This is a genomic window from Pseudomonas sp. 8O (assembly GCF_902506495.1).
GTDB lineage: Bacteria > Pseudomonadota > Gammaproteobacteria > Pseudomonadales > Pseudomonadaceae > Aquipseudomonas > Aquipseudomonas chaetocerotis.
This window is the reverse complement of sequence record NZ_LR733264.1, coordinates 1,793,331-1,816,302: the sequence shown is the minus strand read 5'-3', so window position 1 is coordinate 1,816,302 and position 22,972 is coordinate 1,793,331. Positions and strand designations below refer to the sequence as shown.

General features: G+C 62.4%; 19 protein-coding genes, 1 tRNA gene and 1 pseudogene. 14 read left to right on the top strand and 7 right to left on the bottom strand.

The features are described from left to right. The first annotated feature begins 36 nt into the window (after positions 1-36). From GV002_RS11125 to GV002_RS24315, 3 genes and pseudogenes are all read left to right on the top strand, one after another. Positions 37-339, top strand: a complete 303-nt coding sequence (locus tag GV002_RS11125) for an ArsR/SmtB family transcription factor (RefSeq protein ID WP_160018413.1) — start codon at positions 37-39, stop codon at positions 337-339. 152 nt (positions 340-491) lie between these two features. Beyond that, on the top strand, positions 492-1,067 hold the full coding sequence (locus tag GV002_RS11120) for a hypothetical protein (protein ID WP_160018411.1): 576 nt from the start codon (positions 492-494) through the stop codon (positions 1,065-1,067). A gap of 154 nt (positions 1,068-1,221) precedes the next feature. Then, positions 1,222-1,403: pseudogene (locus GV002_RS24315) on the top strand (alcohol dehydrogenase catalytic domain-containing protein); the annotation flags it as partial. 92 nt (positions 1,404-1,495) lie between these two features. Here the strand turns inward: GV002_RS24315 and GV002_RS11110 are convergent. Next, positions 1,496-1,572: transfer RNA gene (locus GV002_RS11110), tRNA-Met, on the bottom strand. Between the two features lie 136 nt (positions 1,573-1,708). On the opposite strand from GV002_RS11110, the gene dinB reads away from it, so the two are divergent. Next, positions 1,709-2,761, top strand: a complete 1,053-nt coding sequence (gene dinB, locus GV002_RS11105; protein ID WP_160018409.1) for a DNA polymerase IV — start codon at positions 1,709-1,711, stop codon at positions 2,759-2,761. 191 nt (positions 2,762-2,952) lie between these two features. On the opposite strand, the gene GV002_RS11100 is transcribed toward dinB, so the two are convergent. From GV002_RS11100 to GV002_RS11085, 4 genes are read right to left on the bottom strand one after another with little or no spacing between them, the layout of a single operon-like run. After that, a complete protein-coding gene (locus GV002_RS11100; RefSeq protein WP_160018407.1) occupies positions 2,953-3,351 on the bottom strand; it encodes an META domain-containing protein in 399 nt (132 codons plus the stop codon). Between the two features lie 4 nt (positions 3,352-3,355). Further along, complete coding sequence (locus tag GV002_RS11095; protein ID WP_160018405.1) at positions 3,356-3,787, bottom strand: hypothetical protein; 432 nt, start codon at positions 3,785-3,787, stop codon at positions 3,356-3,358. Positions 3,788-3,814: 27 nt separating this feature from the next. Next, positions 3,815-4,810, bottom strand: a complete 996-nt coding sequence (locus GV002_RS11090) for a 2-hydroxyacid dehydrogenase (RefSeq protein WP_160018403.1) — start codon at positions 4,808-4,810, stop codon at positions 3,815-3,817. A 9-nt stretch (positions 4,811-4,819) separates the two neighbouring features. Further along, positions 4,820-7,570 carry a response regulator gene (locus tag GV002_RS11085; RefSeq protein WP_160018401.1) on the bottom strand — a complete coding sequence of 917 codons (2,751 nt, stop codon included), beginning with the start codon at positions 7,568-7,570 and terminating at the stop codon, positions 4,820-4,822. Positions 7,571-7,689: 119 nt separating this feature from the next. On the opposite strand from GV002_RS11085, the gene GV002_RS11080 reads away from it, so the two are divergent. The 9 genes from GV002_RS11080 to GV002_RS11040 all read left to right on the top strand — a co-directional run bounded on the left by GV002_RS11080 (position 7,690) and on the right by GV002_RS11040 (position 19,751). Further along, positions 7,690-8,400 (top strand): response regulator transcription factor, encoded by a 711-nt coding sequence (locus GV002_RS11080; protein WP_160018399.1) that lies wholly within the window; start codon positions 7,690-7,692, stop codon positions 8,398-8,400. Then, on the top strand, positions 8,397-9,734 hold the full coding sequence (locus GV002_RS11075) for a sensor histidine kinase (RefSeq protein WP_160018397.1): 1,338 nt from the start codon (positions 8,397-8,399) through the stop codon (positions 9,732-9,734). The genes GV002_RS11080 and GV002_RS11075 overlap by 4 nt, the downstream gene beginning before the upstream one ends. A 333-nt stretch (positions 9,735-10,067) precedes the next feature. Then, positions 10,068-12,152 (top strand): TonB-dependent receptor domain-containing protein, encoded by a 2,085-nt coding sequence (locus GV002_RS11070; protein ID WP_160018395.1) that lies wholly within the window; start codon positions 10,068-10,070, stop codon positions 12,150-12,152. 121 nt (positions 12,153-12,273) lie between these two features. After that, positions 12,274-13,239: a siderophore ABC transporter substrate-binding protein gene (locus GV002_RS11065; RefSeq protein ID WP_160018393.1), complete on the top strand. Its 966-nt coding sequence runs from the start codon at positions 12,274-12,276 to the stop codon at positions 13,237-13,239. Between the two features lie 165 nt (positions 13,240-13,404). Beyond that, a complete protein-coding gene (gene cysM, locus GV002_RS11060; RefSeq protein WP_017677484.1) occupies positions 13,405-14,310 on the top strand; it encodes a cysteine synthase CysM in 906 nt (301 codons plus the stop codon). Further along, on the top strand, positions 14,310-15,668 hold the full coding sequence (gene rlmD / locus GV002_RS11055; protein ID WP_160018391.1) for a 23S rRNA (uracil(1939)-C(5))-methyltransferase RlmD: 1,359 nt from the start codon (positions 14,310-14,312) through the stop codon (positions 15,666-15,668). Before cysM ends, rlmD begins: the two co-directional genes overlap by 1 nt. A gap of 134 nt (positions 15,669-15,802) precedes the next feature. Beyond that, complete coding sequence (relA, locus tag GV002_RS11050; protein ID WP_160018389.1) at positions 15,803-18,046, top strand: GTP diphosphokinase; 2,244 nt, start codon at positions 15,803-15,805, stop codon at positions 18,044-18,046. 154 nt (positions 18,047-18,200) lie between these two features. Further along, the gene (gene mazG / locus GV002_RS11045) at positions 18,201-19,031 is read left to right on the top strand and encodes a nucleoside triphosphate pyrophosphohydrolase (RefSeq protein ID WP_160018387.1); all 831 of its coding nucleotides are present in this window, start codon (positions 18,201-18,203) and stop codon (positions 19,029-19,031) included. A gap of 180 nt (positions 19,032-19,211) precedes the next feature. Beyond that, positions 19,212-19,751 carry a DUF2058 domain-containing protein gene (locus GV002_RS11040; RefSeq protein WP_160018385.1) on the top strand — a complete coding sequence of 180 codons (540 nt, stop codon included), beginning with the start codon at positions 19,212-19,214 and terminating at the stop codon, positions 19,749-19,751. 105 nt (positions 19,752-19,856) lie between these two features. Here GV002_RS11040 and GV002_RS11035 read toward each other — a convergent pair whose 3' ends face one another. Together GV002_RS11035 and GV002_RS11030 are read right to left on the bottom strand one after the other, a co-directional pair. Then, positions 19,857-20,129 carry a Rho-binding antiterminator gene (locus GV002_RS11035; RefSeq protein ID WP_160018383.1) on the bottom strand — a complete coding sequence of 91 codons (273 nt, stop codon included), beginning with the start codon at positions 20,127-20,129 and terminating at the stop codon, positions 19,857-19,859. 121 nt (positions 20,130-20,250) lie between these two features. Further along, the gene (locus GV002_RS11030; RefSeq protein WP_160018381.1) at positions 20,251-21,498 is read right to left on the bottom strand and encodes an OprD family porin; all 1,248 of its coding nucleotides are present in this window, start codon (positions 21,496-21,498) and stop codon (positions 20,251-20,253) included. A 318-nt stretch (positions 21,499-21,816) separates the two neighbouring features. On the opposite strand from GV002_RS11030, the gene GV002_RS11025 reads away from it, so the two are divergent. Continuing rightward, complete coding sequence (locus GV002_RS11025) at positions 21,817-22,959, top strand: DUF5610 domain-containing protein (protein WP_160018379.1); 1,143 nt, start codon at positions 21,817-21,819, stop codon at positions 22,957-22,959. The last annotated feature ends 13 nt before the right edge of the window (positions 22,960-22,972 follow it).

Below are 22,972 nucleotides of genomic sequence, written 5' to 3'. Positions count from 1 at the left end.
ATTGACATATCGGCAAATCTCGATATTATGAGCCCCATGGAACTGATAAATGTATTTAAAGCCCTCTCGAATCCAACCCGCCTTGAAGTCCTCAAGGGGTTGAAGGATCCGGTGAAGAACTTTCCTCCCCAAGATGAAGGGGACGTTCATACCGTGGGGGTCTGCGTAAGCAGTATTCAGGAAGGTGTTGGTCTGTCGCAGTCGACGGTGTCGGATTACCTTGCGACGCTGCAACGAGTCGGCCTGGTAGAAGTTCGTCGTATCGGGCAGTGGACCTACTACAAGCGCAATGAAGCCAACATCCGTGCTCTGGCTGAGCTCATAGGCAAAGAGCTGTAATTTTTTAACCTAATGTATCGATAATTCTCGATATCCCTTTTTGTCGAAGCGAGGATTCACGATGGAGAGACCTTAGGCAAGACCGTGCATTTTTTTAATCACATATATCGAAAATTCCCTATATCCCTTTTTCCAGAAACGAGGATCCAAAAATGAAAGCGCAAACTTTTTTGAAGAACTTACTTACAGCTGTAATTCTGGCCCATGTAGCTTCATCTGCATTCGCTGTAACTCCGTCTAACCCGCAGCCGTTGCAAAGTGCTACGACCGTTCAGCAAGCAACCACCGACCATCAGAATGTTTCGGAAAATGGTTTCGACCGCACGCCTCTCGGCGAACGTATTGCTGAAGACGGTTTCGACCGTACGCCTCTTGGCGAGCGCATTGCTGAAGATGGTTTCGACCGCACGCCTCTGGGCGAGCGTATTGCTGAAGACGGTTTCGACCGCACGCCTCTGGGCGAGCGTATTGCTGAAGACGGTTTCGACCGTACGCCTCTGGGCCAACGCATTGCTGCAGACGGTTTCGACCGCACGCCTCTGGGTGAGCGCATTGCTGCAGACGGTTTCGACCGCACGCCTCTTGGTGAGCGCATTGCTGCAGACGGTTTCGACCGCACGCCTCTCGGCGAGCGCATTGCTGCAGACGGTTTCGACCGCACGCCTCTCGGCGAGCGCATTGCTGAAGGTGGTTTCAGCCGCACGCCTCTCGGCAAACGCATTGCTTGAAGATGGTTTCGACCGCACGCCAATTGGGCAACTACTGGCGGTCATCGACAGTGAGCACACCGGGCATCGTTAATGCCCAACGTGAACGAGCACGTTTACGTGTCAATATATCGAAAATTCCCTATATCCCTTTTTCCAGAAGCGAGGAACCACAATGAAAGCGCAAGTACTCAAATCCTTTGGCGGCCCGAACGCGTTCGAACTGAGCGAAGTGGCCAAACCCGCACCGCAGGCAGGACAAGTACTGGTGCGGGTTCACGCAACCTCCATCAACCCGCTGGATTACCAGGTACGTCGTGGCGACTACGTTGATTACGTCCCTCTCCCCGCCATTACNGTGTTGTCAATCGGTTTCTTTCTTTTAATCGAAAATACTAATCGACCAGGCAAACAAAAAGGCCACTCGTTAGAGTGGCCTTTCCGGAAGGTGGTTGCGGGAGCAGGATTTGAACCTACGACCTTCGGGTTATGAGCCCGACGAGCTACCAGACTGCTCCATCCCGCGGTGGCCATTCTACCGGCAGAGAGCCTTACGTCAACTGTTATCTTCAAGAAACTGTTTTCAACTCAGATGGTTAGCCTCAAACAACTGTTAGACTTCAGCGAGTTCGACCAGACCTGGCAAGGCTTTCGAGGGTGTTGTGCGCAAGATAATTCACGTTGACTGCGACTGCTTTTACGCCGCCATCGAGATGCGTGACGACCCGAGTCTGGCCGGTCGTCCGCTGGCTGTTGGCGGTTCGGCGGACCGTCGCGGGGTAATCGCCACCTGCAACTACGAGGCGCGTGCCTATGGTGTGCGTTCGGCGATGTCGTCGCGGCATGCGCTGAAACTGTGCCCGGATCTTCTGATCGTCAAACCGCGCTTCGAGGTCTACCGCTCGGTCTCTCGTGACATTCACGGCATTTTTCGTCAGTTCACCGACCTGATCGAGCCGCTGTCGTTGGACGAGGCCTATCTGGATGTCAGCGACTCGCCGCATTTCGCCGGCAGCGCCACGCGCATCGCCCAGGAAATTCGCCGTCGTGTGGCGCAGGAGCTGCACATCACCGTGTCGGCTGGCGTCGCGCCGAACAAGTTCCTGGCCAAGATCGCCAGCGACTGGCGTAAACCCAACGGGCTGTTCGTGATTACCCCGGATCAGGTCGATGATTTCGTGGCTGATTTGCCGGTGAACAAGCTGCATGGCGTCGGCAAGGTCACAGCTGACAAGCTGACGCGCCTGGGCATTCGCACCTGTCTGGATCTGCGGGACTGGAACAAGCTGACGCTGGTGCGCGAGTTCGGCAGTTTCGGTGAGCGCCTGTGGCGCCTGGCCCACGGCATCGACGAACGTGCCGTGCAGGTGGACAGCCGCCGCCAGTCACTGAGCGTGGAGAACACCTACGATCAGGATCTGCCGGATCTGCAGAGCTGTCTGGAGAAACTGCCGGCGCTGCTCGAGGAGATGAACGGCCGCCTGCAGCGTCTGGACGCCAGCTATCGACCGGACAAGCCTTTCGTCAAAGTGAAGTTTCATGATTTCACCCAGACCACTCTGGAGCAGGCGGGTGCCAGTCGGGATCTGGAAAGCTATCGGCTATTGCTGAGCAACGCTTTCGCCCGCGGCGACAAGCCGGTGCGCCTGCTCGGGGTGGGCGTCAGGCTGCATGATCTGCGCGGGCGGCAGGAGCAGCTGGAGCTGTTTGCGTAGCCCGGATGAAATCCGGGAGCTCTTTGCGCGCTATCTGTTGATGCTCCGCTCTGACCTTTATAGGAGTGACCGAGCGGCACACTGCTTCAGGCGCGAATTTCGCGGATAAATCCGCTCCTACAACCCTGTGCAACAGCCAACTCGATCATGGCTTTCGGGCAACCGCCCCGGATTGCATCCGGGCTACGCCGTCATTGCGGCCAGAGACGAATAGGCTTGCCGCTGGCCGGCCACAACTGCAACTGGCCGATTTCGTTGAAGTCCCAGCGCTGCACTTCAGTCAAGGCCGCGAGGAAGCGCTGCTCCTGCTCCATCAACGAGGGTGCGCACATTTTGCGGGTGCTGCCCGGGGTTTCGAAGCGGACGGCGTCATCTTTCAGCGTGTAGCCGGCGAACCAGTGGTTGCAGCCAGCATGCCCGTGAGCGCGACCGTCAGCGGCAAAGGTGACGGTCAGGTGGCTGCGGTCGATCAGTGGGCGTTCGCCGATCCATTCCACCTGGTAGCTGCGTTCGGTTTCCAGCTGCGGGGCGTCGCTGGCGCAGCCGACCAGTGTGGCGGTGAGAAGGGCGAGGGGCAGGGCGCGGTACATGGTGTCAGGCCTCCTGGCAGGTGCGGCATAGATGACGGCCAGCGTCGTTGCGCCAGCCCAGTTCGGCGATGCGGGCCTCGGCGGCCGGAGCATGTGCGGCCTTGCCGAGCGCGGCATCGACGGCGAATTCGAAATCCAGCTGCTTGCCGCAGCTGTCGCAGTTCACTTGCCAGTTGTGAATGGCCAGCTCCTTGAACTGCGGGCCCTTGCACACCGCCAGCCATTGACCGGGCGGGTTGATCAGGTGACGAACCTTCTCCACGTCAAGGCGCATGTGCAGGTCGCGGCTGCCCTTGAGGGTGACCAGCAGCACGTCGTTGGCCTTGATCGAGCCACCGTTACCGGTGACCTGGTAGCGACCCGGTGCCAGTGCGCGGCACTCGGTGAGGGTGTGTTGCGGGTTGAGCAGGGAATAACGGAAATCGTGTTCGGCCATGGGTCCTCCAGATCAGCCGGCATGCTATCACGCGCCGGCCTTGACCTCATTGCTCGGCTGGCCGGCGAGCCAGGCGGCGATGTTGTCCAGGGTGGTGCGGGCGATGGCGTCGAGCGCTTCGTGGGTGAGAAAGGCCTGGTGCGCGGTGACGATGACGTTGGGAAAGCTCAGCAGGCGGGCCAGGGTGTCGTCCTGCAAGGGCAGGTCGGAGTGATCCTCGAAAAACAGTTCCGACTCCTCCTCGTAGACGTCCAGGCCCAGGTAGCCGAGCTGGCCGCTTTTCAGCGCCTTGATCAGTGCCGGTGCGTCGACCAGCGCGCCGCGGCCGGTGTTGATCAGCATCGCGCCACGTTTCATCTGAGCCAGACGTGCAGCATCTATCAAGTGGTAGCTGTCGTCAGTCAGCGGGCAGTGCAGGCTGAGGATGTCGCTGCTGGCGATCACTTCTTCGAGAGCTGCCTGGCGTGCGCCGAGCTCACCGAGCCCGGTCAGCGGGAACGGATCGTGGATCAGCACCTGGCAACCGAAGCCGTGCATGATGCGGGCGAATACCTGGCCGATCTTGCCGCCGCCAACCACGCCGACGGTCTTGCCATGCAAGTCGAAGCCGGTCAGACCATGCAGGGAAAAATCACCCTCGCGGGTGCGGTTGAACGCGCGGTGGATGCGCCTGTTCAGCGCCAGTACCAGGGCCACGGCGTGTTCGGCCACGGCATGCGGCGAATAGGCCGGTACGCGCACCACTGGCAGACCGAGGCGCTGCGCGGCTGTCAGGTCGACATGGTTGTAACCGGCCGAGCGCAAGGCGATCAGGCGCGTGCCACCAGCGGCCAATTGCTCCAGTACCGGCGCCGACAGGTCGTCGTTGATGAAGGCGCAGACCACTTCGCTGTCCTTGGCCAGTGCCACGCTGTCGCGGGTCAGGCGCGACTCATGAAACTGCAGGTGCCATTCGGGCGAGCCGTTGGCTGCCAGGAAGGACTCGCGGTCGTAGGTTTTGCTGCTGAACAGGCAGATACGCATGGCGGCTCCTCAGGCGCTTTGTGCCGCCGCTTCGGTCAAGCGCGCGATTGCTGCGTCCAGTTCGTCCAGAGCGCGCTGGGCCTCGGGATCATCCTGTTTGAGCAGCGTCTCGCTGCGTTGGCAGGCCATGCGCAGTTGCGGCACGCCGCAGTAGCGCGTAGCGCCGTGCAAGCGATGAACTCGTTCGATCAGTGTGGTGCGCTCGCCGGCGTCGCGTGCCTGGCGGATGGCCTGGCGGTCACCGGGCAGGCCGGCCAGCAGCATACTCAGCATGTCCGCCGCCAGATCGGCTTTGCCTGCTGCCAGGCGCAGGCCTTCTTCCGCGTCGAGCACCTTGGGCTGCGGTTGCGGCGCAGCAACCGGTGCGACACTGAGATTGGGCTGGTTGCGCAGGCTCAGCCCCGTCCACTTGAGCACCACCTGGGCCAGTTGGCGTTCGTTGATCGGCTTGGTCAGGTAGTCGTCCATGCCACTCTGCAGCAGGGCGCGTTTCTCGTTGGCGAGGGCGTGAGCGGTGAGGGCGATGATCGGTGTGGCACTGCGACCCTGTTCGCTTTCCCACTGACGAATCGCTTCGGTGGCTTCGCGACCATCCATGCCGGGCATCTGCACGTCCATGAACACCAGGTCGAAGCTGTCGCGCTGTATCGCTTCTATGGCCGCGTAGCCGCTGTCCACGGCGGTAACCTGAGCACCGAGGTCATCGAGCAGGGTTTGCACCAGCAGCAGGTTGGCCGGGTTGTCGTCGGCGCAGAGGATTTGCGGGCGACGCGTGTTGCTGATGGTGACCGACTCGCTGGCCGGGCGTTGCGGGCTGACCAGTTCCACCAGCGCCTTGTACAGTTTGCGTGTGCAGGGTGGCTTGGCCTGCAGTTGGGCGTAGGCATCGGGCATCGAGTCGTGAAACAGCCCCAGTTCGGTGGTCGGGCACAGCACCAGGGCCTTGCAGCCGAGCCGGTCGAGCTCCTGGATACGTTGGCCGAGGGTGTCAGGCGGTAGCTGGCTGGCGGTGATGCCAAGAACAGCCAGGCTCAGCGGTTTTTCGTGATTCTGCTGCTGGTTCACTGCATCGAAGAGTTGGCCGGGGTCGGCGAAGCTTTCCACCTCCAGGCCGCAGTCTTCGAGTTGATGGGTCAGCGCCTGGCGCGCCAGCTCGTGGCTTTCCAGCACGGCCACGCGGCGGCCCTGGAAGACGGCACGTGGCAGGTCTTCGGCGTCGTCGCGGGCCTTGGGCAGGGTCAGGGTGACCCAGAATTCGGAGCCTTCGCCCGGCGTGCTGTCGACGCCGATCTCGCCGCCCATCTGCTCGATCAGGCGCTTGGAGATAACCAGGCCGAGGCCGGTGCCGCCGGCCTGGCGGCTGAGTGAGTTATCGGCCTGGCTGAAGGCCTGGAACAGCGCGCGCAGGTCCTCATCCGACAGGCCGATGCCGGTATCCATTACGCTGATGCGCAACTGCGCGCTATCGGGACTTTCGTCCTCGACCATGGCGCGCATGACGATGGTGCCTTCGCGGGTGAACTTGATCGCATTGCTGACCAGGTTGGTCAGGACCTGCTTCAGGCGCAACGGATCACCGCGCAGGGCCAGCGGGGTGTCGCGGTAGATCAGGCTGACCAGTTCCAGCTCTTTCTCGTGGGCAGCCGGTGCGAGGATGGTCAGGGTGTCCTGCAGCAGGTCGCGCAGGTTGAAGGGAATGGATTCGAGCATCAGCTTGCCGGCTTCGATCTTGGAGAAGTCGAGCACCTCGTTGATGATGCCAAGCAGGCTGTCGGCGGACTTTTCGATGGTCGACAGGTAATCCTGCTGGCGCGGGCTGAGCTCGCTCTTCTGCAGCAGGTTGGTGAAGCCCAGGATGCCGTTGAGCGGCGTGCGGATCTCGTGGCTCATGTTGGCCAGGAACTCGGACTTGATGCGGCTGGCTTCCAGGGCCTCCTTGCGCGCGAAGTCCAGCTCGATGTTCTGGATCTCGATGGTCTCGAGGTTCTGCCGTACGTCCTCGGTGGCCTGCTCGATGCTGTGCTGGAGTTCTTCCTGTGCGTTCTGCAGGGCTTCGGCCATGCGGTTGATACCGGCGGCCAGCTCGTCCATCTCATGACTGCCCAGTGGAGGGAGACGGGTTTCCAGGTGGCCGTCCTTGAGCTGGGCGACACCGGCCTTGATCTGGCGCAGTGGCTCGTTGATGCTGCGGCCCATGCGCAGGGCGAGCAGGGCGGTGACGGCCAGGCCGCCGGCGATCAGCAGCAGGCTGGCGAACAGGCTGCGGTAGCCGCTGAGCAAGGTGCCCTGATGCGAAAGCTCCAGTTCGACCCAGCCGAGCAGTTCCAGCTTCCGCCCTTCATCCTGGTCGTCGCTAAGCGCCAGGTGCTGGTCGTAGACCGGTAGCAGAAAACGCGTGGCGTCCTGGCCGCTGAGCAGGCTGATGCCCGCCTGGTCGCTGGGTGATGGGTTGAGCATGCTGGGGCCGGCGTGTGCCAGTGACGTGCGCTCGGGGCTGAGAAAACCCACCGCGCGCACATCAGGGTGCTCCAGTGCCTGCTGAGCGATGCGCTCGAGTTTTTTCAGGGCGTTCTGTTCCAGCGCGGGGGCCGCCAGGGGCGCCAGGTGTTCGGTCAGCATCTCACCGCGCTGCAGCAATTGCGTCTGCAAACCGGACAGCTGCACCCAGGTGAAATAGCCACCCAGCACCAGAGCCAGCAGGCTGGTGGGGAACAGGGTGAGCAGCAGCACACGGCCTTTGATGCCTAGATCCTTGAACACGACGTTCCTCCTGAGTGACGTTCCGGCAGTGTAGCGATTCAGCGCGGCGGAATCTGTAGGTGAGCGATTGTCGTTTAGTAGGTAGAATTGTTCTCATTCTGCCTCGTCGGTTTCTCTCCATGAATGCCAGCTCCGTTTCTCCAACCCGAATCCTCGCTGTCGAGGACGACCCGCTGCTTGCCAGTCACCTGCAATCTCACCTGATGGCCCGTGGTTTCGACGTGACCCTCAGCCATGACGGCAGCGATGGGTTGCGCTTGGCTGAGAACGAGGATTTCGATCTGATCCTGATGGATATCCTGCTGCCCGGCACCAATGGCCTGGTGGCGCTGCAGCAATTGCGTCAGCGCCGCAGCGTGCCGGTTCTGCTGATGTCTGCGTTGGGCGATGAGCAGAACCGCATCGCCGGTTTCAGTCAGGGCGCCGACGACTATCTGCCCAAGCCCTTCAGTCTCGGCGAACTGAGCGTTCGCGTGGATGCGATCCTGCGGCGTGTCGCCTATGAGCGCCGCGAGCCGCAGTCGAGTGCAGAGGGCAACGGTTTGCAGTTCGACGAGGGACGCAGCGATGTGGCCTTCCGTGGTGACTGGGTCGGCCTGACGCCCAGCGAATACCGGGTGCTGGAGCTGCTCTGGCGACACAAGGACGAGGCCTTGAGCAAGCCCTTCCTTTATCAGCAGGCGCTGCGCCGTGCTTACGCCCAGCACGACCGTAGCCTGGACATGCACGTCAGCCATATCCGTCGTAAATTGCAGGCCGTCGGCTACGAGGCGACGCGTGTCGATACCGTCTGGGGCAAGGGCTACATCCTGACGCAGGCCGGGGCATGAACCTGCCGGGGCGACATTCGCTGCTCTGGCGGCTGGCCGGAGCGCTTGCACTGTTTTGCCTGTTGCTGGTCAGTCTGCATGTGGATGTCGGCCGCGTGCTGATCGATGCGACGTCCTATTTGCCCGAGTCCACCCGGCAGACGCTCAAAGACTACGCCCGGGAGGCGGAAACAGCGTGGCGCGAGGAGGGTGCAGCAGGCGTCGATGCCTTCGTGCAGCGGCTGCAGGAGCGTGAGCAGGTCTGGGCCGTGGTGGTCGATCAGCACAAGGACTCGCTGTCCTCGCAAACCTTGACGGCCGAACAGGCGCAACGCCTCGATTTCGTGCGCAGGCTGGAGTTCCCGGTAGGGCGGCCAGGCGGCACGCCGACCTTTTACATTCCTTTCAGCGACGGCAATGCCCGGCTGGTCATGGAGTTGCCGCAGCGGTTGAACCCGCGCAAGTACAACGAGCTATGGGAGTTGCTGCTGCAGCGCGTGCTGCCGGCCGTGCTGGCTGTGATCGTGGCCGTTCTGCTGTATCGCCTGCTGATCGCTCCGCTGGCGATCCTCAGGCGTCAGGCCGCGGCACTCAGTGCAGGCGACCTGTCTGCTCGGCTCGGGCCGCAGGTGACGCAGCGCAAGGATGAGCTGGGAGAGCTGGCACGAACCTTCGACCATATGGCCGAGCGCCTGCAGGGCACCGTGGCGTTCCAGCGCCAGCTGCTGCGCGACCTGTCCCATGAACTGCGCACGCCGCTGGCCCGCTTGCGTGTGGCGGGGGAGAGCGAGCAGGACATCGAGGCCCTGCGTCAACGCCTGGCGCGTGAAGTCGAGGAAATGGAAAAACTGGTCGGCGATGCCTTGGAGCTGGTCTGGCTGGACACCGAACGGCCCAGCTTGCCGCTGGAAGAGGTGGACATCGTCAGGCTCTGGGATGTGTTGCGTGAGAACGCCGGCTTCGAGACCGGCTGGCCCATCGAGCGCATGCCCTGCGAGCTGCCGGCCGATTGCCGGGTGCTGGGCAACCTCAACGGCCTGGCGCAGGCGCTGGAGAACATCCTGCGCAATGCCATTCGCCACTCGCCTGAAGGCGCAGTGGTGCGCCTGGCCGGACAGCTCGATGGTGGGCAATGGCTGTTGTGGATCGAGGACCAGGGGGCCGGTGTCGCCGAGAGCGAGCTTGAGACCATCTTCCGTCCTTTCACCCGCCTTAGTGCGGCTCGTCCGGGGGGGGACGGCTTCGGCCTGGGGCTGGCCATTGCGCGCAGCATGATCGCGACTCAGGGCGGGCACCTGTGGGCGGAGAATGCCAGGCCCGGTCTGAGGCTGAAGCTGCGGCTGCAAAGTGTATAGTTCGTAAATTAGATTTACTCTCAAATGTAAATTCTTACTATTTGCGTCTGACCCGACAGGGCCGGCAAGTAGTAGCGCTTCTTTTTCTTCCTAGTGCTCGCTCTCGATGGCGTGTTGTCCATCCGAGGCTTTGCCACGGCCCTTTCTAGTTGTCTCGGCCATCACATGCCGGCTGCTCGCGCTGATCACGGCGGAGCCTGCCGCCGATGTTCCGAGATGGGTCAGCCAGCGAAGCCTAAGTCCGGGGGAGTGCAGGGTTCGAGTTCCTGTGCAGGACGGCCGCTGGAAACAAGCCGACAACTCGATTTACCTTGATCACTGGGAGCAATCCACATGTCACTCAACCAGCGACGTCTCGCTGCATCGTCTCGGCCTCTATTCAACAAAACCCTGCTGGCTGTCACGCTGGCCTCGCTGGCCTGTTCGGCGGGTGCCGACGAGAAGGCCGAGCAACTGGAGCTTGGGGCGGTAGTGGTCACCGCCACAGGGTTCGAGCAAAGCGTCAAGGATGCTCCCGCCGCCATCACGGTCATCTCCGCAGAAGAACTGAAGAAACGCTCCTATACCGATATCACCGACGCGCTGAAGAACGTGGCCGGGGTGCAGATTGCCGGTGGCGGTGTGGAACGCTCGATCCAGATCCGTGGCATGACCTCGGGCTATACGCTGTTTCTGATCGATGGGCGGCCGATGCAGGGCAACGATTCCTTCGGCCTCAACGGTACGCAGAACGGTACGCCGATCAATTTCCTGCCACCCCTCGAGGCGATCGAGCGCATCGAAGTCATTCGTGGCCCAGCTTCGTCCTTGTATGGCTCCGATGCCATGGGCGGGGTGATCAACATCATCACCAAGAAGATCCGCAACGAGTTCGCCGGTAGCATCACCACCGAGTACAGCCTGGCCGATAGCGCCAACAAGGTGAACGAGGACGGTTATCAGACCAGTGCCTATCTGAATGCGCCGCTGATCGAGGATGTGCTGGCCCTGCAGGTCAATGGTTCCTTCCTGCACCAGGACGAAAGCCATTTCCTCGGCAGTGACGACAGCGCTGCCTCCGATCCCAGGTACAGAAGAAGCAACCTGGGCGGCAAGCTGGGCTGGAACATCGACGAGCAGAACCTGGTCACCTTCAACTACAACGAGGCGCTGCAACGCCGTTGGGCCAATCCGGGCAAGAGCATCGACGTGGCCGACGAGCCGAGCTACAACGAGTCGATCCTCAAGACCTACGCCATTACCCATGAAGGGCGTTACGACAACCTGCTGCTGGACACCTACGTCAACTACGACACCTCGGAGAACCCGACCCGTGTCAACGCCAATACCGGCAATGGCATCGAGTACAACGTGCTGACGGCCAACACCCAGGCGACCTATTTCCTCGGCTCCCATGCACTGACAGGTGGCCTGACCCACAAGTACGAAGAGCTCAAGGACGGTGCCAGCAGCGGCCTGCGTCCGCCGGTCGTTCCGGTTGCCGATGCCGTAGTGGAGATGGAGCGCTACCAGAACTCGATCTTCCTGGAAGACAACTGGAGCCTGACCGACGACCTGTCGCTGACCTTGAGTGCCCGCTACGACGACAACGAGGCGTTCGGCAGCGAAGTCAGTCCCAAGGTCTATGCCGTCTATCACCTGACCGAGAACTTCACCCTCAAGGGCGGCGTGACCTCCGGTTACAAGGCGCCCAGCCTGCGCCAGGCCGCAACCGATTTTGGCTCCAGCTCAAGGGGCGGCGTAATCATCGGTAACCCCGAACTGACGCCGGAGACCAGCCTCAACCGCGAGATCGGCATCGGCTACGAAAACTTCGATCTGGGCCTCAACACGACCCTGACGGTCTATCAGACCGACTACAAGGACAAGATCAACCGCACTGGCCGCGTCTGCCAGCCGAACGTGCCCTGCGTATACAACGGCACCACCTATCCGGCGCACCAGTATGGCTACACCGCCTACGAGAACGTGGACGAGGCAGAGTTGAAGGGCGTGGAGTTCACCCTCGATTACCAGCTGCTCGACAACCTGATGTACCGCCACAGCTACACCTACACCAGCACGGAGCAGAAGACCGGCCAGTACAAGGGCGAGCCGCTCAACGACATGGCCAAGCACATGCTCAACGTGTCATTGGACTGGCAGGCCACGGACAAATTGAACCTCTGGACCCAGCTCAACTACCGGGGCGAGACATCCGGTCGTTGGCAGACCGGTACCAGCGGCGCGTCCAGCAACGGCGTGACCTACCCGTCCTATACCTTCGCCGACGTCGGTCTGGTGTACAGGCCGACCAAGGATCTCAGTCTGAAGTTCGGCGTGTACAACGTCACCAACAAGGAAGTCACCACCGAGGATGACTATGCCTACAACCTCGATGGCAGGCGATACGTGTTCGGCCTGACGCAGAACTTCTGACCCGCAGCACATCGCCCAGGCCGCCCAGGAGCCTCTCCGGGTGGCCCTTGCCGCCAGCTCCTGGCGCGCTGCCACGGCATTGCACCGAACATGACGGACACTAAATAGCGAGGAAAGAGATATGACGCTGTTCAAGCGTACCCTGACGAACCTGCTGTACCTTGGCGCGCTGATGTGCGCCGTGTCGGCCGCCCAGGCCGCCTACCCGCTGGCCGTCGAACATGGCCAGGGCAAGCTGACACTGAACGAGACGCCCAAGCGCGTCGCCGTTTTCGATCTGGGCGTGCTCGACACGCTCGACGCCCTTGGCATCGCCGCTGCTGGCGTGCCGCAGATGGCCGGGCCGGCTTACCTGAAAGCCCAATACGCAGGACGTGAGAGCGTCAACATCGGCACCCTGTTCGAGCCAGATCAGGCGGCATTGGAACGCCTCAAGCCTGACCTGATCATCATTGGCGGTCGTTCCAGCAATCAGTTCGAGACGCTTTCGGCACTGGCGCCGACCCTCGATCTGAGCATCGCTCCCGACCAGTTCCTGGCGGGCGTTCAGCGCAATCTGCAGGTGTTGGGCGAAATCTTCGACAAGCAGGAGCAGGCTGCGCAACTGCAAGCGCAACTGAACGAGGAGCTGGCTGCGGTTCATGCAAAGTCGGCCGGCCTGAGCTCGCTGACGCTGTTCACCGTCAACGACGCGCTGATGCTGCATGCGCCGGGCGAGCGCTTCGGCATGCTCAACGAGGTGCTGGGTACTCGCTCGGTGGTCGAGTCGGTGGACCCGGCGAGCGTTGCGCAGGGGCGCCCGGCGCCGGATTCACCGGAGGCCAGGCAACTGCGCGAGCGGCAGAAGGTGCGCCTGGAGGCAGCGTTGCAAGAACAGCCGCAGTGGCTGGTGGTCCTCGATCGTGGTGCGGCGACCGGTGGCGAGGGCAAGGCCGACGAAACCCTGGGCAAGCATGCCGGTATAGCAGCCAGCAAGGCCTGGATCGATGGCAAGGTGTTCTATCTCGAGCCGGCGACCTGGTACATCGCCACGGGTGGCTACCAGGGGCTGATGAGCACTCTGAAGGCTTTCGCTGCCGCGCAATAATAGAAGTGGCATATGGCCCGGATGCAGTCCGGGTCACTACCAGACAATCCCGGATTGCATCCGGGGCAAGGCTCGATCACGCCCTGCAACCGATCATGGCGTGATGAAGCGACGGGTTCGGCGTATCATGATGCCCCTTCGCGTCAGTCTGGATTCGAGCGACCCATGACCCTGCAATTCCCCACCATTGCCGACTGCATCGGCAATACCCCCCTGGTACGCCTGCAACGCCTGGGCGGTGAAACCAGCAACACTCTGCTGGTCAAGCTGGAAGGCAACAACCCGGCCGGTTCGGTCAAGGATCGTCCGGCACTGTCGATGATCAATCGCGCCGAGCTGCGTGGTGATATCCAGCCTGGCGACACCCTGATCGAAGCCACCAGTGGCAATACCGGTATTGCCCTGGCCATGGCGGCGGCGATCAAGGGCTACAAGATGATCCTGATCATGCCGGACAACTCCACCGCCGAGCGCAAGTGGGCGATGACCGCCTATGGTGCCGAGCTGATCCTGGTCAGCAAGGAGGAGGGCATGGAGGGCGCTCGTGATCTGGCCGAGCGTCTGCAGGCCGAAGGGCGTGGCAAGGTGCTCGACCAATTCGCCAATGGCGATAACCCCGAGGCGCACTACAGCGGTACCGGCCCGGAAATCTGGCGCCAGACCGGCGGCACCATCACCCACTTCATCAGCTCCATGGGTACCACCGGCACCATCATGGGCACCTCGCGCTACCTCAAGGAGCAGAACCCAGCGATCCAGATCGTTGGTCTGCAGCCGCAGGAAGGCTCGGCCATTCCCGGCATCCGTCGCTGGCCGCAGGAGTACCTGCCGAAGATCTATCAGGCCGAACGTGTCGATCAGGTGATGGACATGGGCCAGGCCGAGGCCGAGCACGTCATGCGGCGCCTGGCGCGGGAAGAGGGCATCTTCTGCGGCGTTTCGTCCGGCGGTTCGGTGGCCGGCATGCTGCGCCTGTCGCAGCAGGTGGAAAACGCGGTACTGGTAGCGATCATCTGCGACCGCGGCGACCGTTACCTGTCCACCGGCGTTTACGAAGAACCGGCGCACTGATGGCCAGACGCAGCTCCAACCTGCGCTTTCAGCCCAGCGGCGGCAGCCGTGCGGCGCAGGTTCCGGTCGGCAAGAAGCAGAAGCTCGCCATCGAGCGTCTGGCGGGTGACGGTCGCGGCATCGCCTTCGAAGGCGGGCGCACCTGGTTCGTCAGTGGCGCTCTGGCCGGCGAGCAGGTCGAGGCGCGAGTACTCAGTGCCCGCAGCCAGACCGTCGAGGCGCGCGCCGATCGCATCATCACCGCCAGCAGCGAGCGCCGTGCGGCGCCCTGCATTCACGCTGACCGCTGCGGCGGTTGCAACCTGCAGCACATGCCCCATGCCGATCAGTTGGCCCTGAAACAGCGCACGCTGGCCGAGCAGCTGTCACGCCTGGGCGGCGTGCAGCCGGATGAGTGGGCGGCGCCGCTGGCCGGTCCTGAATTCGGCTATCGCCGCCGCGCGCGTATCGCTGTGCGCTGGGACGCCAAGGCTCGTGAACTGCAGGTCGGCTTCCGCGCAGAGGCCAGCCAGGACATCGTCGCCATCGATGAGTGTGCGGTGCTGGTACAGCCTTTGCAGCCTGTTTTCCGCGCGTTACCGGCGTTGCTGCGCAGCCTGGAAAAACCGCAGGCAGTCGGGCACGTGGAACTGTTCAGTGGTACTGCCGAAGCGTTGCTGCTGCGTCACACGGCAGCGCTGGCGGCGGCTGATCTGAGCCGCCTGCGCGCATTCTGCAGCGAGCATCGTGCGCAGCTGTGGTTGCAGGGTGAAGGGCAGCCGCAGCCTGACGATCCGTCCGTCGAGCTCGGTTTTGAGTTGCAGCGCTGGCAACTGCAACTGGCCTATCGGCCGGGAGATTTCGTGCAGGTCAATGGTCTGGTCAACGAGGCGATGGTCGCCCAGGCGCTAGACTGGTTGGCAGTACAGCCTGGCGAGCGAGTGCTGGATCTGTTCTGCGGCCTGGGCAATTTCGCCCTGCCGCTGGCGCGTCAGGCCGCTGAAGTGGTGGCGGTGGAGGGCGTCGAGGCGATGGTGCAGCGGGCCGCTGGCAACGCGCACGACAATGGCTTGGACAATGCGCACTTTTTCCGTGCCGACCTGTCCAAGCCGCTGGCCTCCGAGGCCTGGGCGCGTGGCGGTTTTACCGCGGTGCTGCTCGACCCGCCACGCGATGGCGCGTTGCAGGCGGTGCGTGGGATGAGTGAGTTGGGCGCGCGGCGCCTGGTCTACGTCTCCTGCAACCCGACCACCCTGGCGCGCGATGCGGCCGAGCTGGTGCAGCAGGGCTATCGCCTGCGCCGTGCCGGGATTCTCGACATGTTCGCGCAGACGGCGCATGTCGAGGCGATGGCTCTATTCGAAAAACCCGAGACTTAGGTCTTGGGCCAAAGCGGTACGTTCGGTACCGCAGGGATGTGCAGGATGCGCATTCTTTCAGTTAATCCGACCGGCTCAGAGAAGGCCGGCGACTGCTCGGTGCGACCTATGCGCGCCGTAGGGAAGGTAAGACGATGGTTCAGGTGAGAGCGCATCAGCCAGTCAACGATGACGGCAGCATCAATCTCGAGGCCTGGTTGGAGCATGTCACTCGCGTCGATCCGGCGCTGGATCGTCAGGCGCTGCAAGAGGCCTGCGAGTTCGCCCGTGATCTGGAGCAGCAGGCCAACACCACACCGCATCACTGGAGTGAGGACGCATCGACATTCCGCGCCGGTCTCGACATCGCGGAAATCCTCGCCGATCTCAAGCTCGATCAGGATTCGCTGGTCGCGGCGATCATTTATCGCGGTGTGCGTGAAGGCAAGATCACCCTGGCTGCGGTGCACCAGCGCTTCGGTCCGGTGGTGGCCAAGCTGATCGAAGGCGTGCTGCGCATGGCGGCGATCAGCGCCAGTATCAATCCGCGTGAATCGGTAGTGGTCGGCTCGCAGACGCAGGTCGAGAACCTGCGCAAGATGCTGGTGGCCATGGTCGATGACGTGCGCGTGGCACTGATCAAGCTGGCCGAGCGCACCTGCGCCATTCGCGCGGTCAAGGAAGCCGACGAAGAGAAGCGTCAGCGCGTGGCGCGCGAGGTGTTCGACATCTACGCGCCGCTGGCCCATCGCCTCGGTATCGGCCACATCAAGTGGGAGCTGGAGGACCTGTCCTTCCGCTACCTGGAGCCGGAGCAGTACAAGCAGATCGCCAAGCTGCTGCACGAGCGTCGTCTGGATCGCGAGCAGTACATCAACGATGCCATGGCCCATCTGCGCCAAGAGCTGGAAGCCACCGGCATCAAGGCCGACATCAGCGGCCGGGCGAAACACATCTATTCGATCTGGCGCAAGATGCAGCGCAAGGGCCTGCAGTTCAGTCAGATTTACGACGTGCGCGCAGTGCGCGTGCTGGTGCCGGAGGTGCGCGACTGCTACACCACCCTGGGTATCGTGCACACCCTGTGGCGGCACATTCCCAAGGAGTTCGACGACTACATCGCCAACCCCAAGGAAAACGGCTACCGCTCGCTGCACACCGCCGTGCTCGGGCCGGAGGGCAAAGTGCTGGAGGTGCAGATTCGCACCCACGCCATGCACGAAGAGGCCGAGCTGGGAGTTTGCGCGCACTGGCGCTACAAGGGCACCGACGTCAAATCCGGCTCCAACCACTACGAAGAGAAGATCTCCTGGCTGCGTCAGGTCATCGAGTGGCACGAGGAACTGGGCGATATCGGCGGCTTGGCCGAACAGCTGCGCGTCGATATCGAGCCGGATCGGGTCTACGTCTTCACCCCCGACGGTCACGCCATCGACCTGCCCAAGGGCGCCACGCCGCTGGACTTCGCCTACCGCGTGCACACCGAGATCGGCCACAACTGCCGGGGCGCCAAGATCAACGGCCGCATCGTGCCGCTGACCTACAGTCTGCAGACCGGTGAGCAGGTGGAAATCATCACCAGCAAGCAGGGCACGCCCAGTCGCGACTGGCTCAACTCCAACCTGGGTTATGTCACCACCAGCCGCGCACGGGCGAAGATCGTCCACTGGTTCAAGCTGCAGGATCGCGACCAGAACGTCGCCGCCGGCAAGCAGTTGCTCGAACGCGAGCTGGCGCGCCTGGCCCTGGTCGGTGCGGACTTCGACAAGCTGGCCGAGAAGGCCAACCTGAAAACCGCCGAGGACCTGTTCGCTGCCTTGGGCGCCGGCGACGTGCGCCTGGCCCATGCGGCCAACCTGGCTCAGCAACTACTCGAGCCGGAACGCAGCAACGAGCAACTGGAGCTGATCCCGCGCAAGGCGCAGGGCTTCAAGCCGGGCAAGCGTGGCGATATCCAGATCCAGGGGGTCGGCAACCTGCTGACGCAGATGGCCGGCTGTTGCCAGCCGCTGCCGGGCGACCCGATCGTCGGTTACATCACTCTGGGGCGTGGCGTCACCATTCACCGTCAGGACTGTCCTACGGCGTTGCAGCAGACTGCGCGCGAGCCGGAGCGGATGATCCAGGTGAGCTGGGGCCCGGTGCCGGTACAGACCTACCCGGTGGAAATCGTCATCAAGGCCTACGACCGTTCCGGTCTGCTGCGTGACGTGACCCAGGTGCTGCTCAACGAGAAGCTCAACGTGCTGGCGGTCAACACCCGTTCGAACAAGGAGGACAACACCGCCTCCATGTCGATCACCGTGGAGATTCCGGGGCTCGATGCCCTTGGCCGCCTGCTGGCGCGTATCGGTCAGTTGCCCAATATCATCGAGGCGCGTCGCCACCGCGTATCTTAGGCTTCGTACGGAAAGTGCCTGCGCTCGGTGATGCTGCGTTGAAATCGCTCTCAGAATGCTCATTTACAACACGTAAACTGCGCTTCTTCGAGCGATTTCGCCTTGCCTGACCTTCGCTCGACGACTTTTCGTACAAACCCTAGCGAGAGCTTTCATGTATCGACTCGACGACCTGCTGCACCTGATGGCGCGTCTGCGCGATCCGCAACACGGCTGCCCGTGGGATCTCAAGCAAAGCTACGCGACCATCGTGCCCTACACCCTGGAGGAGGCCTACGAGGTCGCCGACGCCATCGAACGTGGCGACTTCGAGCATCTGCCGGGTGAACTCGGCGACCTGCTGTTCCAGGTGGTCTATTACAGCCAGCTGGCGCAGGAAGAGGGGCGCTTCGACTTCGCTCGGGTGGTCGATGGCATCACCCGCAAGCTGATTCGTCGTCACCCGCACGTGTTTCCCGACGGCGATCTGTACGGCGCGCCGGATGCGGCGAAGCTGGAGGAGGCGGCGGTCAAGCAACGCTGGGAAGAACTCAAGGCACAGGAGCGCGCCGAGAAGGCCGCTGCCCCCGAGCAGCTGTCCTTGCTCGATGACGTACCGAGCGCGCTGCCGGCGCTTTCGCGTGCGGCCAAGCTGCAGAAGCGTGCAGCCCAGGTCGGTTTCGACTGGCCCGAGGCACTGCCTGTGGTGGACAAGGTGCGCGAAGAGCTGGACGAAGTGCTCGAAGCCATGAGCGAGAACGACACCGATGCGGTGGCCGAGGAGATCGGTGACCTGCTGTTCGTCGTCACCAACCTGGCGCGCCACCTGAAGGTCGACCCGGAAGCGGCATTGCGCGCGGCCAATGGCAAGTTCGAGCGGCGTTTTCGCTTTATCGAACAAAGCGTGCGTGAGGCCGGGCGCAGCATGGAGGGTTGCTCGCTGGAGGAACTGGATGCACTGTGGGGCGAGGCGAAGAAGCTGGAGAAGCAGGCGCCTGGCTGTTGAACCCTATGGGCACGGCGGCGTTCCGATTTATCCGCGAAGCCTTTGCTGTCTGCCTTTCGCGACTGAAGTCGCTCCTACAGGCTGGAGCCGCCGCTGCTTAGCCCTTATGCTGGGCGCCTTGGATTGGCAGCGCGAATCTGCGTCGCTGCCGCAACTGAATCATGTTCGGGATCTTTAGTCATGGGTCTTTCCCTGCGCGACCAGCTGCTCAAAGCCGGCCTGGTCAATGAAAAACAGGCCAAGCAGGCTGGCAAGCAACAGCAAAAGCAGAAACGTCTGGTGCAAAAAGGCCAGGCCGAACTGGATGACAGCACCCGCCAGGCCGCGCTGCAGGCGCAAGCCGAAAAGGCCGCACGAGACCAGGAACTGAATCGTCAGCAACAGGAAAAGGTCGAGCAGAAAGCCCGCGCGGCGCAGGTCAAGCAACTGATCGAGCGTTCACGCCTGCCCAAGCTCGCCGGCGAGGACTACTACAACTTCGTCGACGACAAGAAGGTCAAGCGCCTGCCGGTCAACACCATGGTGCGCAACAAGCTGTCCAACGGCTGGCTGGCCATTGTCCGTCATGGTGGTGGTTACGAAATCATCCCGCGCGAGGCGGCGTTGAAGATTCAGGAGCGCGATGCCTCGCGCATCGTCCTGCTCAACACCCATGTCGAAGAGCCGGATGCCGACGATCCTTACGCGGCCTATCAGATTCCCGATGATCTGATGTGGTAACGCAGCGGCGCTGCACGCTCGCGTAGGGTGCGCCGTGCGCGCCGTGGCTTAGTGCGATTGCTGCTGGTGCGCATGGCGCGCACCCTACCTGTAGACGCGTTGCGCTCAGCAGCGATTGCCGTTCAATAGCACCCGACCAAAGCTGGCGCCTGCATTCTGTGGGGTGATCGCCAGCAGGCTATCCATGCGCAGGCGCTGTTCGCCGTCGGCGGTACGCACCAGCAGAAATTCTTCCTTGCTCGCTGTCGTCTCGGTGGTCAGCGCCTCGCCTTGCAGGTGGGCGCCATCGACCAGTTCGATATCCAGCTGATAGTGATGCATGCAGGCGATCTCCAAGTAGTCGTAGAGATCGCAGGCCAGGGGTTGGTAGTCGTCCATCGAGTTTTCCTCCGCGCTCGCCAGAGCCTAGTCGAGAAATGACTCCGACTGTTTTTCAGGCAGACAAAAAAACGCCGCAACCCGGTACAGGCGTTGCGGCGTTTTCGTGTTGCCGGAGTGTTTACATCAGGGGGATGGTGTAGCTGACGATCAGGCGGTTTTCGTCCAGATCGCCGATGCTCGCATTGGAGCGCACCATCGCGTTACGCCAGCGCACGCCGAGGTTCTTCAACGGGCCTTCCTGAATGATGTAACTGATATCCACGTCGCGTTCCCATTCCTTGCCGCTTGCGCCACCCACGCCGTCGAAGCCGTCGCCGGTCACGTAGCGGACGAACGCCGTCAGGCCTGGAATACCGTAGCTGGCGAAGTTGACGTCATAGCGCGCCTGCCAGGATTTCTCATCCTTGCGGGTGAAGTCGAGAATCTGGATGTAGTTGACGATGTAGGGATCGGTCTCGGTCAGGAAGGGGAAGGCGTTGTCACCGCCGACCTTCTGGTAACCCACGCGGAAGGTGTGCGCCCCGATACCCGCCCAGAGGTTGACCGAGGTCAGGTCGTTATCCAGCTTGCCGCCGAGTTTGCGGCCGTTGTCCTGGGAGTCGAAGTAGGCCAGGTTGGCGCCCAGCTTCCAGTCGCCGATCGGCTGCACGTGGATCAGGTTGTACAGCTTCTGGTCGTAGATATCTTCCAGTTCGCCGTACCACGCGCCAACGGTGGTGTTACCGCCATTGAACTTGTAGTCGCCACCGGCGAAGTTGTAGCGGTCGCTTTCGCCGCCGACGTTGGTGGCGGTGATGTCCTGGCTGTCAGTGGAATTGCGGAAGTTCACTTCACGCAGTTGACCACCGTTGAGGGTCAGCCCGGCGAGTTCCTGCGAGGTGATCATGCCGCCGTTGAAGACCTGAGGCAGCAGGCGCGAGTCGCCAGATGAGACGATGGGCAGCTTGGGCATCAGGCCGCCGACCTTGGCAACCGTCTTGGACAGGCGCACCTTCACTGCGCCGGTGGCTTCGGAGTATTCGTCCGGGCCTTCATTGCCGAAGGCGTTAGGCAGCAGGTTGGTGCCGGCGCGTTCGTCAGACGAGTCGAGCTTCAGGCCCAGGCCCGCATAAGCGTCCAGGCCAAAACCAACGGTACCCTCGGTAAAGCCGGACTCGGCCTTGAGGATGAAGCCCTGCGCCCACTCCTCGCGTTTGGACTGCTGGGCGGCCGTCGTGTCGCGCAGGTCGCGATTCATATAGAAGTTACGGAGTTCCAGTGTCGCTTTGCTGTCGCCGATGAAGTCAGCCTGTGCCAGGCTCGGCAGGGTCAGGCTGGCGCCCAGCGTGGCGAGGGCCACGGCGCGGGCGAGGGGAGTCTTACTCATTATTGTTGTCTCCTCGTTGTTATTAGCAGGTCGGCCACGATGTGACCGGCCAGTTACGGCGCGATGAATAAAGCATTTCACCTGCGAGTCGACTGTAAGACTTTAGTCTGGCGGGGCTTTGAGCGAAGCAGCGGTATCGGTGGAGATGGGCTCTATCTCAGGGGTTACAGGGCTTTGCTCGGGTTTGCCAGCCATCGGGAGAATCCTGATCGGGTGCGCGGCAACTGAGAAAAGTCGGCAACCGTTGGTCGTTAAGGGTTAAAGCTTGGCTTCTGACGGCCGTTAAGGTCGGCAGATAACCTGTTCAGGTACCCGGTCATGAATCCTCTGAGCTCACTCAACTCCGGCGCTTCCCGCGCTGCGCAAGCCAGCCAGTCGATGGCTGCGCGCAACAGTGCCGCCGATGCGCAGGCTACCCTGGCCAATCGTCTCGCCGAGAAACTCGGCGTGCCGCCGGGCTCGCTGTCAGGGGCGCGTGATGATTACACCCCGGAGAAAGTGGCGGGGCGGATTCTGGGGTTCATCGAGCAGCGCCTGCAGAGCGAGGCGGCGGCTGGCGCTGATCCGACCAAATTGGACAAGCTGCTGTCCCAGGCGCGTGATGGTGTGGAGAAAGGCTTCGCCGAGGCGCGCAAGATTCTCGATGGCATGGGTGTGCTCAAAGGTCAGGTGGCTGGCGATATCGATGACACCTACAAGCGCATTCAGGATGGTTTCACCGATCTCGACAAGCGCTTCGGCAGCGCTGTCCCGAGCGCGGGGGGCACGGTTGCTGTGGCGGGCTACAGCGAGCGCTTCAGTGCGTTGGCGGAGACCTTCGACCTCTCCGTCACCACCCGCGATGGTGACCGCCTGCGCATTTCCGTGGCGCAGGCTTCAGCCAACTGGTCGCAGAGCAGTTTCGCCGCTTCCGGCGACGGTAAGTCCACCACTGTCGCAGGCAGTAGCCAGTCTGGCAGCCTGCGCATCGGTGGCTGGCAAGTGGACGTCGAAGGCGAACTGGATGATGACGAGATCAAGGCGCTGGAGAAGCTTTTCGGTCAGGTTCAGGATCTTTCCGACACCTTCTACGCTGGCGATCTGGCAGGTGCCTTCGACCGTGCCATGGCGTTGGATATGGACGGCGAGCAACTGGCTTCGATGTCGCTGCGCCTGACGCAGACCACTGTGCGTCAGGCCACCGATGCCTATGGCGCCGTGGCCGGGCAGGGCGCCAGTGCAGTCAATGCCGGGCTGCAGGGCTATGCCCAGGGCCTGCTCGATGCACTGCGCAGTGCCGAGGACCTGGCGCAGGATGCTGGTGGCATGCTCAAAGAGTTGCTCAAGGGCGGTTTCTCGCTCGACGAGCGCTTCGACCTGCCGCGTCTGGAAAAGGCCGAAAGCCTCAACCGCAGCCTGCTCGACGGCTTGCAGTCGCTGCTCGCCGGTCAGGTGGGCGACACGGGAGCTGACGCGAGCTGATCCCGGCCGGTGT

Bases quoted from the DNA above. Each gene is read 5' to 3' on its own strand.
- GV002_RS11090 (WP_160018403.1), bottom strand. From the start codon at position 4,810: ATGCGTATCTGCCTGTTCAGCAGCAAAACCTACGACCGCGAGTCCTTC.
- GV002_RS11120 (WP_160018411.1), top strand. From the start codon at position 492: ATGAAAGCGCAAACTTTTTTGAAGAACTTACTTACAGCTGTAATTCTG.
- GV002_RS11040 (WP_160018385.1), top strand. From the start codon at position 19,212: ATGGGTCTTTCCCTGCGCGACCAGCTGCTCAAAGCCGGCCTGGTCAAT.
- GV002_RS11100 (WP_160018407.1), bottom strand. From the start codon at position 3,351: ATGTACCGCGCCCTGCCCCTCGCCCTTCTCACCGCCACACTGGTCGGC.
- GV002_RS11070 (WP_160018395.1), top strand. From the start codon at position 10,068: ATGTCACTCAACCAGCGACGTCTCGCTGCATCGTCTCGGCCTCTATTC.
- mazG (WP_160018387.1), top strand. From the start codon at position 18,201: ATGTATCGACTCGACGACCTGCTGCACCTGATGGCGCGTCTGCGCGAT.
- GV002_RS11065 (WP_160018393.1), top strand. From the start codon at position 12,274: ATGACGCTGTTCAAGCGTACCCTGACGAACCTGCTGTACCTTGGCGCG.
- GV002_RS11030 (WP_160018381.1), bottom strand. From the start codon at position 21,498: ATGAGTAAGACTCCCCTCGCCCGCGCCGTGGCCCTCGCCACGCTGGGC.
- rlmD (WP_160018391.1), top strand. From the start codon at position 14,310: ATGGCCAGACGCAGCTCCAACCTGCGCTTTCAGCCCAGCGGCGGCAGC.
- GV002_RS11025 (WP_160018379.1), top strand. From the start codon at position 21,817: ATGAATCCTCTGAGCTCACTCAACTCCGGCGCTTCCCGCGCTGCGCAA.
- relA (WP_160018389.1), top strand. From the start codon at position 15,803: ATGGTTCAGGTGAGAGCGCATCAGCCAGTCAACGATGACGGCAGCATC.
- cysM (WP_017677484.1), top strand. From the start codon at position 13,405: ATGACCCTGCAATTCCCCACCATTGCCGACTGCATCGGCAATACCCCC.
- GV002_RS11035 (WP_160018383.1), bottom strand. From the start codon at position 20,129: ATGGACGACTACCAACCCCTGGCCTGCGATCTCTACGACTACTTGGAG.
- GV002_RS11125 (WP_160018413.1), top strand. From the start codon at position 37: ATGGAACTGATAAATGTATTTAAAGCCCTCTCGAATCCAACCCGCCTT.
- GV002_RS11095 (WP_160018405.1), bottom strand. From the start codon at position 3,787: ATGGCCGAACACGATTTCCGTTATTCCCTGCTCAACCCGCAACACACC.
- GV002_RS11080 (WP_160018399.1), top strand. From the start codon at position 7,690: ATGAATGCCAGCTCCGTTTCTCCAACCCGAATCCTCGCTGTCGAGGAC.
- GV002_RS11075 (WP_160018397.1), top strand. From the start codon at position 8,397: ATGAACCTGCCGGGGCGACATTCGCTGCTCTGGCGGCTGGCCGGAGCG.